Raw genomic sequence first — 14281 nt, forward strand, 5'->3', positions numbered from 1 at the left:
CCTAAATTTTAGTGTTTAACCTCTTCAACCATTAGGTTGTAAAGTTTAAAGATATTTGAGCTGATAGCTTCAACACGTGCGAATTTATCGGCGATTAGGTTTATATTTGACTTATCGTAGCCGTTCTTGTTGATTTTTACTATCTCCTCAACAACGCCATTAAACTCGCTAACAAGCGGTCTTAAAGCATTATAAGATGGAGTTTGCTTAAACTTCTCAGCACACTCATTCTCATACCACTGGCTAAAATTATGAGCCATCTCTTGCATTACTTCAATGCTAGTTCGCTCATTTATCACATCAGCATAAGCCTTGGTTTTATAGATGATTTGTGAAATTTTAGCGATTATGCTAAATGTTTTATTTTCAACATATTTTGAAGTTAGAGCCGTAGTTTTGGCGTCCTCGTTAAATTTAATAAGCGTGTTTTTAAACATCTCAACGCTTACGTTTGCCGCCTGTGCTATGCGGTTTATTTCATCCGAGTTGTGGCTTATCTCTTTTGTTTCTTGCTGTAAAGTCTGAATGCTAATACTTATCTCACTCGTAGCTTTTTGCGTATTTTCAGCTAGTTTTCGCACTTCATCAGCCACGACAGCAAAGCCCCTGCCGTGCTCGCCAGCACGTGCCGCCTCAATGGCAGCATTAAGTGCTAGCAGATTTGTCTGCTCAGCAATATCCTTAATAAGCCCAACAACCGATGAAATTTCATCAGTCCTTGAAGTTAGCGTGTGAATTGCGTGAGCTGAATTGTTTATTAAATTTTCAAGCGATGACATATTTTGGCTTAAATCCTGCATATTTTTTAGCGTTTCATTTGCAGTATTTGAGGTTTCTTCTGCGATATTTGCCATATTTGTCAGGTTTAAAATGCTTGCGTTTAGGTCGTTTTGCACCTCTTCAATGCCGTTACTACCATTGCCAAGAGAGCCAAATTTCTCAGATAAAATACCCCTAGTTTTGCCCTTTTGTCCAGCCTTTATCCCCTCAACACCATCGCTCATAAACACAGCATTTGTCTTAAAAAGCCCCCTAAATCCCTCAACAAAGATATTTCTATATCCCACACCCTCTTCTGCTTTGCTAACACAAGTCGCCATTTCACGCTGTAATGCTTCAATCTGATCAAGCAAATCATTAATCCCAAGTGCAATCTCGCCCATTGGGTCTTTTGGGTCTGGATTGATGATACGTGGCTCTAAAATTCCATTTCTAGCCGCCTTAATAACGTTTAAAATCTCTTCGTAATTTACCTTTTTTTTACTACCAAACATAAAGACCCCTTACATTCTTTGTAAGCTATTTACAAACTCATCATAGCTTATATTTTTCTCTTTTAAAATTTCATCTAAAAGCCTAGATGATGCCTCAACACCGCCACTTCTCTCGGCTGATAATAGCCTTTCATAAAGTGGTTTTATCACTTCAAGCGCCTTTGGATTTGGCTTACGGCGGACTGAATAGTAGCCAACGATAGCGCCATTTTCATTAAGCGAGGCGGTGATATTTGCAAAAACCCAGTAAAATGAGCCGTCAAAGCTACGATTTTTCACATAGGCAAAAATTTCTTGTTTGTTTTTAATTCGCTCCCAAAGTAGCTTAAAGATAAGTCTAGGCATATCTGGGTGGCGGACAATGTTGTGAGGTTTGCCAATTAGCTCATCGCCCCTAGCCCCCACAATCTCAATAAATGGTATGTTACAATAGGTTATCTTGCCTGTTGTGTCGGTCTTTGAAACCAAAAAGGCACTCTCGCTAACCTGTCGTTCAACGTTTGTAGCATTTGACATTTTCTACCCTTTAAATTTTAGTTTTTAACGGCTTGTGCCATATCCCACATAGGCATAAATATGCCAAGTGCCAAAAATGTAACCATAACCGCTAAAACGGCTAATAAAATCGGCTCAATATATGTTGAGATATTGTCTATTATATCATTAAATTTCATTTTATAATAGTCCGTAACCTTTTCAAGCATCGCATCAAGGCTACCACTTTGCTCGCCAGCATTTATCATCTGTAAAAGCATACTCTCATAAAGCTCGGTATCTTTAAAGCTCTCTGTCAAACTCACGCCACGACCGACTAGAATTTTAACACTTGAAAGCTTCTTTTTAAGCTCCTCATTTGTAACGGTTAAAACCGCTGTATCAAGGGCTTCTGCTATCGGGATACCAGCACGGACAAGCTCGGCAAAGACTAGGTTAAAACGGCTAAGGCTTGAAAAGAATAAGATATTGCCGATTAGATAGACTTTTAGCATATATTTATCAAATTTCTTTTTAAATTCCAAACTTTTATTGTAGGTCTTTTTAACAAAAAATATAGTGCCGACAAAAATCGCTAAGATGATTATGCCGTAATTACTTAACGCACTCTCAATGCCAAGAAGCATTTGCGTTGGTAGCGGCAAATTCGCCCCTAACTGCTCAAAAATCTCCCTAAATTTTGGCACAACAGAGAGCATCATAATCGCAAACGCAATCACAATAGCGATAATAACGGTGATAGGATAGCGAATGGCTTTTTTAAATTTCTGCTGATTATCCCACACCTCTTGCATAATTTCAGCTAGTTTTGCAAGGGATTCAGCCATATTACCGGTATTTTCGCCAAGTCTAATCATCGCAATCGTAACATCGCCAAACTCATCTTTAAACGCCATAATGGAGTCTGTTAAACTCGCACCCTGATTTAAATCCTCGTTAATTGTGTTAAAAATTTCTTGCAAACGCTTATCATCTGATGATTTTGCTATCTCTTTAACGCTGTCGTGGATAGAAATTCCCGCATTTGTCATAACGCTAAGTTGGCGGATTGTAGCCACTAGCGTTGGCGTTTTTAGCTTTGGCTTAATAACCATTCTCATCATCGTGTCGCCAAATTCGTTGATTCTATCGGCTAGTGGGATATTTGTCGTTTCGCCGATTTTTACTATCATACCGTAGTTTCTAGCAGCGGCGATGTTTTTTACATCGCTTTTGCTGTTTGCTTTTAGCGTTATCTTTTGGCGTCTGCCATTCTCAATATACTCAACATCAAAAAATTTCATACCTTAGCCACCCTATAAACTTCTTCAATGGTCGTTACGCCACGTGCTGCACGTAAAATTCCATCTTTAAACATATCAATAAAGCCCTCTTCATAGGCTACCTTTTTTATCTCCTCTTTTGAGGCGCCATTTGCGACTAAATTTTGGATATGGTCGCTAACTGGCAAAATTTCGCTAATCATCTCACGCCCCATATATCCAGTCCTAGCACACATTTCACACCCAACGTGCGTGTAAAACTGATAGCCCTCAGGCAAGAAATGCTCAAAATCCACCATAGCACTCTTTGGCGGAGTGATTTTTTGCTTGCAGTGTGGGCAGAGCTTTCTTACTAGCCTTTGAGCCTCAATGCCAACTAAGGCACCGCTAACCAAATACGGCTCAATACCCATATCAATGATACGTGGCAGTGCCGAAATGGCGTCATTTGTGTGAAGTGTAGAAAAGACAAGGTGTCCGGTAAGTGCGGCTTGAATAGCAATCCTAAGCGTCTCTTGATCCCTGATCTCGCCTATCATTATGATATCTGGATCTTGACGAAGGATTGACCTAAGTGCGGTTGCAAAGCTAAGTCCGGCTTTTTCATTTACATGGACTTGCTGGATTAAATTTAGCTGATACTCCACTGGGTCTTCAACGGTGATGATTTTTGTATCAATGCTTTTTATATCATTTAGTGCCGCATAAAGTGTGGTCGTTTTACCGCTACCAGTTGGTCCAGTAACTAAGATAATGCCATAAGGTGCTTTCATTGCCTTTTTAAATTTATTAAAATTTTCTGGGTGCATACCTAAATTTTCAAGACTAATAACGACCTTTGACTTATCAAGAATACGCAAAACTATGCTCTCGCCATTTAAAATTGGCAAGGTTGAGATACGAAAATCATACTCTCTGTCTAAAATTTGTGCTGAAAATCTGCCGTCTTGTGGTTTTCTACGCTCGGCGATATCCATATTTGATAGTAGCTTCATACGGCTAACCATTGGCGGATAGATATCTTTATCAAAGATGAATGTTTCGCTTAAAAGCCCATCAATACGGCTTCTTACGATACAATTTGTCTCTGTTGGCTCAATGTGAATATCGCTTGCCCTGCTTTGAATACTTGTCTTTAAAATCACCTCAATTAGCTTTAAAATTCCAGAGCTATCGCCACCGCCAGCTGCTGTTGCCGAGCTTGAAAGCTCTTTTCTAATCTCGGCGACTAAGTCCTTAATGCTCTCATTTAGCTCTAATTTATTTGCGTATTTATCAATCTGTGCTGGGTCGGCGACTGCGATTTTAACAAGCTTTCGGTTAAATAAATTTTGAACTTTATCCTGTGTGATAACATCAAATGGATTTTTAAACACAATGTGAATACTAATCTCATCTTCTTTAACAGGCAAAATTTCAAACTTTCTAATGTTTGCCATACCCGTTTTTTCGGCGATCCTATAATCAATGCTAATCTCATCAAGGTCAAAAAATTCAAGCTTAAAAGCAGCGGCTATGTGCTGTAAAAATTCCTTAGCATTTAGCCCAAGCTCTTTTACAATGCCATTTATATCAACCCTGCTTCGCCTGTATAAATCAGCCACAATTTGCGTAATCTCATCATCGCCTAAAAGTGGCGTGATAAGCTCTAAAAGCGGTCTATCTGACGCGCTAAACTCATCTTTTTGTGCTTGTGTAATTTTTTGCTGTTCTAGCAAATTTTTAAGTAAAATCTCTTCGCTTGTATTCATCACCAATACTCAATTTCTGAAACTATGTCATCGTTTTTGTAAATTCTTAAAATCAGCCTTTGCACTTCATCGTCGCTTTTGGCTAACTCATAATAAGTATCTGAATTTGGCTCTTTAAAAACATATACATCGCCGTCCTTTTCATACTCTTTTTTTACAAATTTATCAAAAATCATTGACAAAATATAATCACTTCTAGGCAGTCTAATGTAGCTAATATCAACATCATCAATCACTGCGTGATAAAGCAACTTTTTCTTAAATAAAATATCGGCAAAATATGCGGCATTTTCTCTTGCACTTTTTGTCCTAACTAGCTTAAAAATCGGCGTTGAAAGGCGATTTATCTCGTGAATTTTAAGACAAGAGCTAGCATACATATTTATCACTGCCTCATCGTTGTTCTCTTTAAAAAATTTCTCAACAGCATTTGAACAAACTTGTCTATATTGACCGCTATCATAAAGGCTTAAAATTTCGCTCGTGCTAAGCGCAAAAGCGTTTATAAAAAATGCAAAAAGCAGTAAAAATTTTCTCATAAAGTGCCGTCCTGTATCTGTTTAATAAGGTTTGAGATGACCTTTGAATTTTTGCTTTTGTTATATGCTTTTAGGACACGTAAAGCGTCATTTTTTTGATTTAGCTTATACTTTGCCTTTGCAAAAATTACCCAGCTTTCTTCATTGTCGCTGTTTATCTCATTGGCACTCAAAGCCCATTTTATCGTGTTTTCATAATCGCCGTTATCAAAAAACAGCCTAGCTAATTCAAGTGCATACGAAATATTTTTTGACTTTTCAAATTTAGCGATAAGCTCATCTGTGTGGCTTACTTCGCCTTGTGTTACCTCTATTTGCACCTTTGGTTTTTGCTTTGGTGTTTGGCTTATTTTTTCTGGCTCAAAATTTATCATCTCATCTTGTGGTGGTGTGATGATTTGGCGTTGCTCTTTTGTTTTTATCTCGCTACTTACATAGTCGGTTTGTGGCTCTATCTCGTTTAGTCTAAGCCAACCTTGTGGGATTGTAGCTTTTTTTTCGCTTGGTTTGTCATTTAAAATTTCGCTTACGTTTGCTTCAACGGCTATTTTTTCTTCTATCTTTTTTACGATTTTATTTGCTAGTTCATTTTGTTCTTGCTCGTTTTCGTATTTTTGTTTTGCCACTTCGCTTCTGCTCTCTTGCTTTATCTCTATTTTTTGCTCTTTTTGCTCCTCTTTTGGTGCTAGTTTAGAAAAGATTAGGGTTAAAATAATCACTAAAAAGCCAAATGTAACAACTGCGTATTTTAGCCATTTTGGGTTAAATTTTAGCTCTAATTTTGGCTTTTTTTGAGTGCGTAAAATGTAGTCGTTGTAGCGTTCTTCAAGTGCCTTTACCTCTTTAAAATCAAGCATCTAAGGCCTCCGTAGCTATGGCTGACATATAAATTATCTTTTTGTTTTTATCGGCTGTGGTTAGTGCTGAGGGCTGGTTTGCTTCGTAGCTCTCGCAAATTTCAAAGAATTTATACATTAATTTATTTAGGGTTCTTAAATTGCCATTAGAGAATTTTTGGATTAGCTCGTAGTCATCGTCGCTGAAATTTATATCCTTTAAAAACTCATTTAGCTTTTTTTGTAGATATAGTCTTGTTTCGCTTAAATCGGCACTTTTAAGCTCAATGCTCTCCCAAATTCTAGTTTGAAAATAGTCCTTTGCTAAGACGTCTTCGTTTTCGGTTTTGTGAATTGTAAATAAAAATTTAAAAAACCTGCTATCAGCCATAAGGCGAATTTTCTCAATTAGCTCTGGCGGATAGAGTTGTGCTTCATCAAGTATCACGATTCGCTGGACTTTTAGAATTTCATCGCTGTTTTTCTGTCTTAGTGAGTAGTTTTCTAAAAAGCTCTCAAAATTTGCAATCTCATCGTTTATATCGCCAAAAATTTTTTTATAAACGGCGTTTATGAAGTCCTTTTCGCTAAAAAATGGATGTGTGAAAAATATAATGTCGTTTCTGTCTTTTAAATCTCTTGCGATTTTATTTAGTAAAAAAGTCTTACCGCTGCCCGGTTTGCCGTAAAAGAGAATTAGTTTTAACGGCTTTTCTAGGGCAGAAAGAATTTTTTTATAGCAACTAACAGACTGGTCTAGGTTGATAAACCAGTCCGTGTTATCGTCCTCAATAAAGATGTCTTTTATTTTTGTGTAAATATTACTCATATATTGACTTTGAAAATCCAAGCTCTTTAAGTGTGTTTTGCGTGTCTGTATTATCTATATCAACAACCCTTGGAGTGATGACAAAGATAATCTCTTCTGTTTTTATGCGGTCAGTCGTGCTTTTAAAGGCATTGCCAATTAATGGTAGATCACCTAGAAGTGGGACTTTTGTATTGTCTTTGCCTTTTGTTTGACCGATAAGTCCGCCAAGTATAATGGTGTCGCCACTATTTACATGAACGACGGTTGATAGTTTCTTTTGAAGCGTATCAGGCGCTATCTCACGTGGCGTGCTCTGCTTTGCATCATCTTCTCTATATTTAAATGAGCTTAAAGATGGGTTGATACGAAGCATAATTTTATTATCATCTGAAACCTCTGGCAGTAGATTTAATAAAATTCCTATAAACATTGAGTAGTTTGTATAGGTCGTGCTAACGGTATCAGATGTAGTCGTGCTTGTGCCCTCTTCTGCTATTCTATAATTTATCGTATCGCCGACCGAGATTATGGCTTGTTGGTTATTTAAAGTAGTAACCTTTGGACTTGAAACTACCTTTGCTTTGCCATTTGTTTCAAGAAAATTTAGGACACCGTCAATGTTTAAATTTAAACTAGCATTTGCTGTTAGCACTCTTTCAAAGCCGTCTTGTAAGCGGTTATTTTTATTTGTCCAGTTTTTGCCTATGCTAGAACCAAAACTTAGCTGAAACTGCGACCAATCAACACCCTTGCTATATTCGTTGTTTAGGGTTACAGAGATGATTGAAACATCAATGATGACCTGCTTTTTAAGGCGTTTTTGCATATCTTCAATGTATTTTTCTACCCTTTTTAGCTGTGAAGGCATAGCTGTAACGGTGATAAGTCCAGCGTTTGGATTTATAATCGGATCTGGTGCTATAAGCTCCTCGCTAGAATTGTTTACAATAGCCTTTAACTCAGCATCAATCTTCGCCCAAAAGTCAAATTTCTCGGTGCTTGTGATGATATTGTCTGAGTTTGTGCTATCGCTACTCTCTGTGTCGCTTGATGAGCTATCACCGCTGACCTCTTTTGGATTTGAATCCACATTTGCCTTAACGACAGCCTTACCCTCTCTAATTGAAGTGATATAATCAATCTTAAAGGTCTTTGTTTTTAGGGCTGAAATTTTAAGGACATTGTTTGCAAACTCGTAATTTAGGTTTTTCTCGCTTAAAAGTATATCAAAGATACCGCTTAATGGCATATTTTTGATATTTATGCCAATGGCTTGCTCGCCAAGCGACTTCTTACTAAATGCGTCCTTTGCTATCACGCTAAAATTACACATATCAGATAGCTGATTGATAACCTCGCCAAGACTTGCCTCTTCGGCAACTTTAATACTAAAATTTTTACTTAGACAACCGCTTTGGGCTGCGTTTAGAGAACCTACCGAAAGAATGAGTGATAGGATAAAAATTTTCATTTTATTTGCTGAAAGTAACATTAGCGTTTTTCCTTGTTATTGATTTTTCTTCTATTTTGCCTTCGCTGTTTTTAACCTCAATGCTATTTGGTGAAATTTTTGTGATAGTAAGACCGCTTACTTCATCATCAACTTTATACCATTTCTCATTGATTTTAACTCTGCTTGAAACTATGGCTTTTATGAGAATATCGCCACTTGTTGCGACATCGCCACCTTCTTGGGTCAAATTACTATCTGATTTTACTTGTATAAATGGGTTTTTTATCGCCTTTAACTTCTCATCGCTTAAACCGACTCTTTGCTGTGAAATTTTATCAAACAGCTCATCGCTGCTCTTTTGAGCGTTTAGCGAGATAAAGCAAAGGGCTAAGAGTGCAAATTTACCTAGTTTCATTAGTATTTCATCCCCCAAACCGATATGCCAAATTTTGCATCAAGTGCCGAACTTGTCGTTGTTGTGTTGATGTCTAGTTTATTAATATCCACAACCAACTTTGACTCCTCAATTTTATTTATGTAGCTTACTAAATCTTTAAAATTCCCGCTTATCGTTAAGCCGATATTTAAAAACTGCTCAACTTTTTGATAACCCGGATTTTTAAATTCATTTGTAATTCTTGAAATTTTAATGTTATTTGCCTTGGCTAAAAAGACTATGTTATCTAAAAAATCAGCCCAATTTTGCTCATTAAATAGCAAAAACGACAGCTCACTTAACTTGCCATCAAAGTATAAATTTGACTTTTGCAAATCAGCAAGTGTGGCTTTTAGCAAGTTTAGCTTTGTCGCTTCTTGGTTGATTTTAAAATTCGTATCAAGTCCGTCTGGCGAGCTGTAAAGCTTGATATTTGACTTTGTGTTGGCTAGTTTTGTATCAATGTCATTAAACCTTGTTTCTGACTCCTCAAAGTAGTCCATTGACGGAGTAAAAAGCAGTAAAAAAATGACAGCAAAAATCACAGCAGCCGCACCAAAATTTAGCACCATACCCTCATTTTGGCTCTTTTGATCAAAATAATTATCTATTTTTAGTAACAAATTCTCCATTATTTTAACTCCACGCTGATATTGCTCTCAAAGCTTTTTTTAATGCCCGGTATTTGGCGAATCTCTTTTGTAGAAACCGAGAATTTGCCCTGCTCGTCGCTTATGTCTTTGATTAGTTCGGTGATTTTTTTATCGTTGTCCGATTTAACGGTTAGGACGATTTTTTCATTACCACCTGAAATTTCTTTAAGTTTGACATCGTTTTTATCAAGCAAGGCACTTAAATCTGAAAGTATTATACTTTTCATTTTATAATTATTTTTCTTGTCGTAAATTTCTTGGAGTAGTTTCTTTCTAAACGATAGTCGCTCCTCTTCGCTCTTTACGGCAGCCCTTGTGCTTTCTTGTTCTTTTGCTATGGCTGCAAGTTTGTTTTTAATATCACGCTCTAAGGCACTTAAAACGTCATACTCTTCTTGCTTAATATCGGCATTATGCTGTAAAAAATAGCCGTAGCCGTAGTTAAAAATTGGATATGCAAGGCTTAAAATTAAAGCACCAGCGATTGTCATTATAAATTTACCGCTGTGGCGTTGCATAAATGGTGCTGGGCGTTTAAAGACAGAGAAGTTAAACTCATCGTTTAGGTTTTCTTGATAGTCTTTTGCTTCAATTGCCATTAAATTGTGCTGTTGTGAGATATTAAACTCACGTGAATTTATAGCTAAATTTATGGCTAAATCTTTGGTATTTATCTCTAATTTTTTACCGACATAATCAGCAAGTCCCTTAACCTGTCCAGTTTCAACATCTAAATAGACATTTGCAATGGTTAAGCCATAAATTCTACTAACGCTGTTTATGATATCTGAAACATAAGAGAAGCAGTCGTCAATAACGTAACTTAGCATTTTTGAGAATGTTGAGTTCTCATCTTCGCCGTTTAAGCCGTGCTGTTTTAGGGCGGTGATGAATCCTTGCTCACTTAGTCTTTCGCCAGTTTGCTCGCAAAATTTATCTTTAATGTAGCTAAGGCTGTAACGTAGCGGTCTAGTTACAAAATACTCGCCAGCCTGATAAATGGTTAAAAAGGCGTCATCTTTTGAGATATTGATAAAACAATCAACTTCGTTGTTTGCTAGCAGATTTTTCTTATAAGCAGCACCATAAAGAAGTGGGGCTAAAACAACGTAGTCAATGTATTTTACGCTATTTACGACTGGTTGAAAAATCTTAGCAATGCTCTCTGAATCAATGGCAAACACGCTAAATGATCTTGTCTCGCCAGATGAGTTTGGCACTTCAATGTATGAAATTTTGTAATCAACAGCAGCGTCAAGCGATAGCTCTTCGTAAATTTTAATTGAGATTACGTTAGCTAAATCGTCCTCGCCGATACTTCGTGGGACTTCAACGATAGAAGTCGTCAGGTGTTTGAGTTTAAGATAAGAAACGTAAAAGTTGGTTTTGTGATTTTTATCCTTTGTGGGGTCTAAAATCTCAACTTCATTTCCCGAGAATTTAAATGCGGTTTCCAAGTAAGGGTCAATGGTAACTATCGCATTTTCAGTAGATTTTTTCCTTTTGCCTAGCATAGCAAACCTTATTTTTAATAAAATTTTCACTAATTTTACAAAATTTTAAATTAAATATCAATAAGAGATAACTTTTTTATTAACTTTTCATCTTTAACCCAGCCTTTTTTAACCAAAACGTTTAGTTTTAGAAAAATTTTCTTTTGGGTTAAATTTGAGATAAGTTTTCGTGCGTTTATGCCGATACGCTTTAACGTTTGGGCGTTTTTGCCAATAATTATGCCCTTGTGGCTGTTTGTGTCAGTGATGATTGTGGCGTAAATTTCGGTTATGCCCGCTTTTTCTATGACTTTATCAATCAAAACATCGCTACCATAAGGGATTTCATCACTTAAATTTTCATAAATGGCTTCAAGGATAAACTCCCTAAAAATCTCTTTTTCGTTTGTGTTTGTGATAAACTCAGGGTCAAAAAAGTATGGGTGCTCTGGCAGAATTTTAGCGATCTCATCAAGGAGCGGTTTTTGATAGCTCTTTGATTTTACGCTAAATGGCACGAGAGCGGTAAAAATATCCTGAAATTTTAGATACTGCGAAATTTTGGCTAAAACCTTGTCATTTTTGACCTCATCAACCTTAGTTAAAACTAAAATATGCGGTTTTTGAGGATTTAGGCTTAAAAATTTCTCATAGTCGCTAATGTCATCGTGGATAGTGGATAAAAACAAGATAGCGTCGCAGTCGCCCATTGATTTTATGGCGTCTTCAACCATAAGTTTATTTAAAATTTTATCGCTCTGATGAAGTCCGGGCGTGTCAATGAAGATGATTTGATCCTCTTCGTGCATAACTATGCCGTTTATCTTTCGCCTCGTTGCGTTTTGTTTGTGCGAAACTATGGCGATTTTTTCGTTTAAAAGCGCGTTTAAAAGCGAACTTTTACCAGCGTTGGTGCGGCCAATTATGCTAACAAAGCCAGACTTCAAATTTTACCCTTATAAAATGTATCTTGCTAAATCTTGGTCTTTTACGACATCATTTAGTCGCTCTCTTACCAAGTCGGCGGTTACTACGATACTTTCGCCACTTTTTTCACTAGCTTCAAAGCTAATATCCTCAATCACACGCTCAATCACGGTGTGAAGCCGTCTAGCGCCGATATCCTCCATACTTTCGTTTGCGTTTTGAGCGATTTTGGCTATCTCTTTGATCGCTTCATCGTCAAATTTCAGCTCAACGTTTTCGGTCTTTAAAAGCGCCGTGTATTGCTTTAAGAGTGAATTTTTTGGCTGGGTTAAAATCGCATAAAGTGCCTTTTCATCAAGACTGCTTAACTCCACGCGAAGTGGGAAGCGTCCTTGAAGCTCTGGGATTAGATCGCTTGGCTTTGAGATGTGAAAGGCGCCAGCGGCGATAAATAAAATATGATCGGTTTTAATGTTGCCAAATTTGGTATTAACAAGTGAACCCTCAACGATAGGGAGCAAATCACGCTGGACACCCTCTTTGCTTGGGTCTTGGCGACCAGAATTGCCACTACTAACAGCTACTTTATCAATCTCATCAATGAAAATTATGCCCTCATTTTCAGCGCGTCTTAACGCCTCGGCTTTAATGTCCTCAATGTTTAAAATTTTCTCGTTCGCTTCGGCTTGAAGGGCTTTTTTAGCGTCCTTAACCTTCATCTCTTTTTTGACGCTTTTATTCGTAATGCCGATGATTTTGATAAAACTCTCTTGCATTTGAGCCATATCGGGCGGCATATTTGAGTTGGTATCAAGGGCGTTTTGCTGGATTTCAATCTCAATGTTTAAATCATCTAAATCGCCGTTTTTAAATTTCGCCACCATTTTTTCATAGCTTCGCTCATAATCAGCCATTTTCTCATCGCTTGCGCCCTTTGGTAGCGGTGGGAGCAGTTTTTTGATGATTTTATCTTCAATGTAGGCGTTGATTTTGTCCTGATTTTTCTCGCTTTGTTCGCTTTTTACGAGATTAAAAGACGCCATTACAAGATCTCTTACCATACTCTCAACATCGCGTCCTACAAAGCCAACTTCGGTGTATTTACTAGCTTCAACCTTTACAAATGGCAGTCCCATCATCTTTGAGAGCCGTCTTGCAATTTCGGTTTTGCCAACGCCAGTTGAGCCGATCATTAGGATATTTTTTGGCATTATGTCATCTTGAATTTCTTTTTCAAGCTTCATTCTTCGGTAACGATTTCTCAGTGCGATTGCGATTATTTTTTTAGCATCCTTTTGTCCGATGACGTAATCATCTAAAAAATCAACAATCTGCCTTGGTGTCATATTCATTATTTTTCATCCTCAATCACGTAAGTTTTTATGTTTGTGTTTGTATAAATGCAAATCTCTCCGGCTATCATTAGGCTTTCTTTGACTAAAATTTCAGCGTCAATGTCGGCTAGCTTATCAAGAGCCCTAGCTGCTGAAAGTGCGTAGTTACCGCCACTGCCAATCGCCGCTATCTTGCCGTCTTCTGGCTCAATAACGTCGCCAGTCCCGCTTAATAGAAAAATTTTCTCTCTGTTTAAAACGAGCATCATCGCTTCAAGTTTGCGTAAATACTTATCCTTTCGCCACTCTTTGCTAAACTCAATAACCGCCTTTAAAAGGTCGCCTTTTGTGCTTTCAAGGTGCTTTTCAAACATATCAAAAAGATTAAACGCATCAGCGGTGCTACCTGCAAAACCAGCAAGGACTTTGCCGTCTTTGATTTTACGAATTTTAACGGCGTTGCCCTTTAAAATGGTGTTGCCAAAGCTTACTTGCCCATCTCCGCCGATTACGGATTTATCCTTGCCTTTGTAGGCTAAAATGGTCGTTGCGTGAAACACTACTCGCCCTCAACTTCTACTTTTAAACTAGCGTGAATTCCCTGTCCTAAACGCACGTCAAGCGTGTAAATTCCAACCGCTTTTAGGTGCCCGCTCTCTATCTCAATGCTCTTTTTATCCACGACTAAGTGGTGCGTTTTTTCAAGCTCGGCTGAAATTTCATCTTTTGAAACCGAGCCAAATAACGCTCCATTTGCACCAAGTGGTTTTTTAATGACGACTTTTATCTTTTCAAGCTCGGCTTTTAGCTTTTCAATGTTTGCTAACTCGTATTTTTGCTCCTCAGCCTTGCGTTTTTGCGCGGCTTCGTATTGCCTTAAAACATCTGGCGTAGCGGCTTTTGCTAGACCTTTGCCTATTAAAAAGTTGTTTGCGTAGCCATCTTTTACATCTTTTATCTCGCCAGCCTTGCCAAGCGATTTTACATCTTTTATTAATAAAACTTTCATTTTTATCC

At 37.6% G+C, this 14281-nt stretch carries 14 protein-coding genes and 1 pseudogene; all 15 read right to left on the reverse strand.

The features are described from left to right. Positions 1–8: 8 nt before the first annotated feature. Positions 9–710: pseudogene (locus tag NYG85_RS12120) on the reverse strand (methyl-accepting chemotaxis protein); the annotation flags it as partial. 573 nt (positions 711–1283) lie between these two features. Beyond that, positions 1284–1790: a PAS domain-containing protein gene (locus tag NYG85_RS03200; RefSeq protein WP_284937035.1), complete on the reverse strand. Its 507-nt coding sequence runs from the start codon at positions 1788–1790 to the stop codon at positions 1284–1286. A 17-nt stretch (positions 1791–1807) separates the two neighbouring features. Next, entirely contained in the window at positions 1808–3052 is a 1245-nt protein-coding gene (locus NYG85_RS03205) for a type II secretion system F family protein (RefSeq protein ID WP_284937036.1), read from the reverse strand. Further along, a complete protein-coding gene (locus NYG85_RS03210; protein ID WP_284937037.1) occupies positions 3049–4782 on the reverse strand; it encodes a GspE/PulE family protein in 1734 nt (577 codons plus the stop codon). Before NYG85_RS03210 ends, NYG85_RS03205 begins: the two co-directional genes overlap by 4 nt. Further along, complete coding sequence (locus NYG85_RS03215) at positions 4782–5321, reverse strand: hypothetical protein (RefSeq protein WP_284937038.1); 540 nt, start codon at positions 5319–5321, stop codon at positions 4782–4784. Before NYG85_RS03215 ends, NYG85_RS03210 begins: the two co-directional genes overlap by 1 nt. Then, entirely contained in the window at positions 5318–6178 is an 861-nt protein-coding gene (locus NYG85_RS03220) for a CDC27 family protein (protein ID WP_284937039.1), read from the reverse strand. Before NYG85_RS03220 ends, NYG85_RS03215 begins: the two co-directional genes overlap by 4 nt. Continuing rightward, on the reverse strand, positions 6171–6986 hold the full coding sequence (locus tag NYG85_RS03225; protein ID WP_284937040.1) for an ATP-binding protein: 816 nt from the start codon (positions 6984–6986) through the stop codon (positions 6171–6173). Before NYG85_RS03225 ends, NYG85_RS03220 begins: the two co-directional genes overlap by 8 nt. Further along, positions 6979–8460 (reverse strand): pilus (MSHA type) biogenesis protein MshL, encoded by a 1482-nt coding sequence (mshL, locus tag NYG85_RS03230; protein ID WP_284937041.1) that lies wholly within the window; start codon positions 8458–8460, stop codon positions 6979–6981. The genes NYG85_RS03225 and mshL overlap by 8 nt, the downstream gene beginning before the upstream one ends. Continuing rightward, positions 8441–8836, reverse strand: coding sequence for a hypothetical protein (locus NYG85_RS03235; protein WP_284937042.1), 396 nt, complete (start codon positions 8834–8836; stop codon positions 8441–8443). Before NYG85_RS03235 ends, mshL begins: the two co-directional genes overlap by 20 nt. Beyond that, complete coding sequence (locus NYG85_RS03240) at positions 8836–9489, reverse strand: type 4a pilus biogenesis protein PilO (protein WP_284937043.1); 654 nt, start codon at positions 9487–9489, stop codon at positions 8836–8838. The genes NYG85_RS03235 and NYG85_RS03240 overlap by 1 nt, the downstream gene beginning before the upstream one ends. After that, positions 9489–11024, reverse strand: a complete 1536-nt coding sequence (locus NYG85_RS03245; protein WP_284937044.1) for a C4-dicarboxylate ABC transporter — start codon at positions 11022–11024, stop codon at positions 9489–9491. The genes NYG85_RS03240 and NYG85_RS03245 overlap by 1 nt, the downstream gene beginning before the upstream one ends. Positions 11025–11074: 50 nt before the next feature. Then, the gene (era, locus tag NYG85_RS03250; RefSeq protein ID WP_284937045.1) at positions 11075–11950 is read right to left on the reverse strand and encodes a GTPase Era; all 876 of its coding nucleotides are present in this window, start codon (positions 11948–11950) and stop codon (positions 11075–11077) included. A gap of 9 nt (positions 11951–11959) precedes the next feature. After that, the gene (gene hslU, locus NYG85_RS03255; RefSeq protein WP_284937046.1) at positions 11960–13282 is read right to left on the reverse strand and encodes an ATP-dependent protease ATPase subunit HslU; all 1323 of its coding nucleotides are present in this window, start codon (positions 13280–13282) and stop codon (positions 11960–11962) included. Next, positions 13282–13824, reverse strand: coding sequence for an ATP-dependent protease subunit HslV (gene hslV, locus NYG85_RS03260; protein WP_284937047.1), 543 nt, complete (start codon positions 13822–13824; stop codon positions 13282–13284). Before hslV ends, hslU begins: the two co-directional genes overlap by 1 nt. Then, the gene (rplI, locus tag NYG85_RS03265) at positions 13824–14273 is read right to left on the reverse strand and encodes a 50S ribosomal protein L9 (protein WP_284937048.1); all 450 of its coding nucleotides are present in this window, start codon (positions 14271–14273) and stop codon (positions 13824–13826) included. Before rplI ends, hslV begins: the two co-directional genes overlap by 1 nt. Between the last annotated feature and the right edge of the window lie 8 nt (positions 14274–14281).

The sequence above is a fragment of the Campylobacter gastrosuis genome (assembly GCF_030249845.1).
GTDB classification, from domain to species: Bacteria; Campylobacterota; Campylobacteria; order Campylobacterales; family Campylobacteraceae; genus Campylobacter_A; species Campylobacter_A gastrosuis.